This is a genomic window from Nocardia sp. TBRC8007 (assembly GCF_056629435.1).
In genome coordinates, this window is the sequence record NZ_JBWSOR010000100.1 from 1 (window position 1) to 1,022 (window position 1,022).

Here is a 1,022-nt window from a genome sequence, read left to right on the forward strand (position 1 = left end):
CATGCTTGTGCGGGTCGATGCCCACTGTCATCATCGAGATCGTCCTCTCTTGCTTTTGCCGACGACGGGACGCGCGAGGGCCTCGGCCGAGGGACAGACCTATTGCGAGTTGACGGCTCAGCAGGCTTCTATCAAGTCACTCTCGGCCAGGGCTCCCGCCCTGGTAGGCGTCGTGGACACATCAACGGAAAGCCATTACGTGGCACGTATTCTCAGAGTCACCCGACACCCTGCCGAGCAACTCCCGTCGAAACTGCCCGGCAGAGTCACTATTCACCAATAGGTGTTTTCGTTCGATCCGCGCTGCCAGGGGCTGGCGGGGTCGCAGAAGTAGACGGCCATATCGGTGGTGATGGAGAACTGTTTGTGCCGGGCCATCTCGCAGCCCTGGTCCCAGGTGAGCGAGCCACGTAGGTGAGCAGGCAGGGTCGAGATGGTGCGGATCAGCCCATCGCGGACCGATTCGGCGTCGTGGCTGCCGGGGAGATGGACCAGCATCGTGTAGCGGGTCGACCGCTCGACGAGAGTGCCGATCGCGGACTTGCCGCCTGCGCCGATGATCAAATCCCCTTCCCAGTGGCCGGGCACGGCGCGGTCTTCGATCTCGGCGGGCCGGTCGCTGATCATGATCATCGGATCGACGAACCGGCGGGTGCGCTGATCCGGTGCGCGCCGCGGCCGTCGCAGGGTTCGTCCGGTGCGCAGGGCCGCGACGAGCTCACGTTTGAGCCCGCCGCGAGCTTGGCAGTAGAGAGCCTGGTAGATCGTTTCGTGGCTCACCCGCATGCTCTCGTCGTCGGGATGGTCCTTGCGGAGCCGGTGGGAGATCTGTTCCGGCGACCGCCGCCGAGACAGGCCATCGGCAACAGCTTGCCGCAATACCTGGTTGGTCACCAATTTGGACTCCTTCGGGCGTGCTCGCGCGGCTTTGGCCTGCTCATGCGCCCGATAGGGCAGATAGTGCTCGCCGATACAGTGCGCTCGTATCTCCCGCGACACCGTCGATTTGTGTTTACCGATCC

At 63.9% G+C, this 1,022-nt stretch carries 1 pseudogene; it reads right to left on the reverse strand.

Annotated features, from left to right (window positions below):
• Window positions 1-282: 282 nt before the first annotated feature.
• A pseudogene (locus tag ACX4ZE_RS22775) lies at window positions 283-1,022 on the reverse strand (IS30 family transposase); the annotation flags it as partial.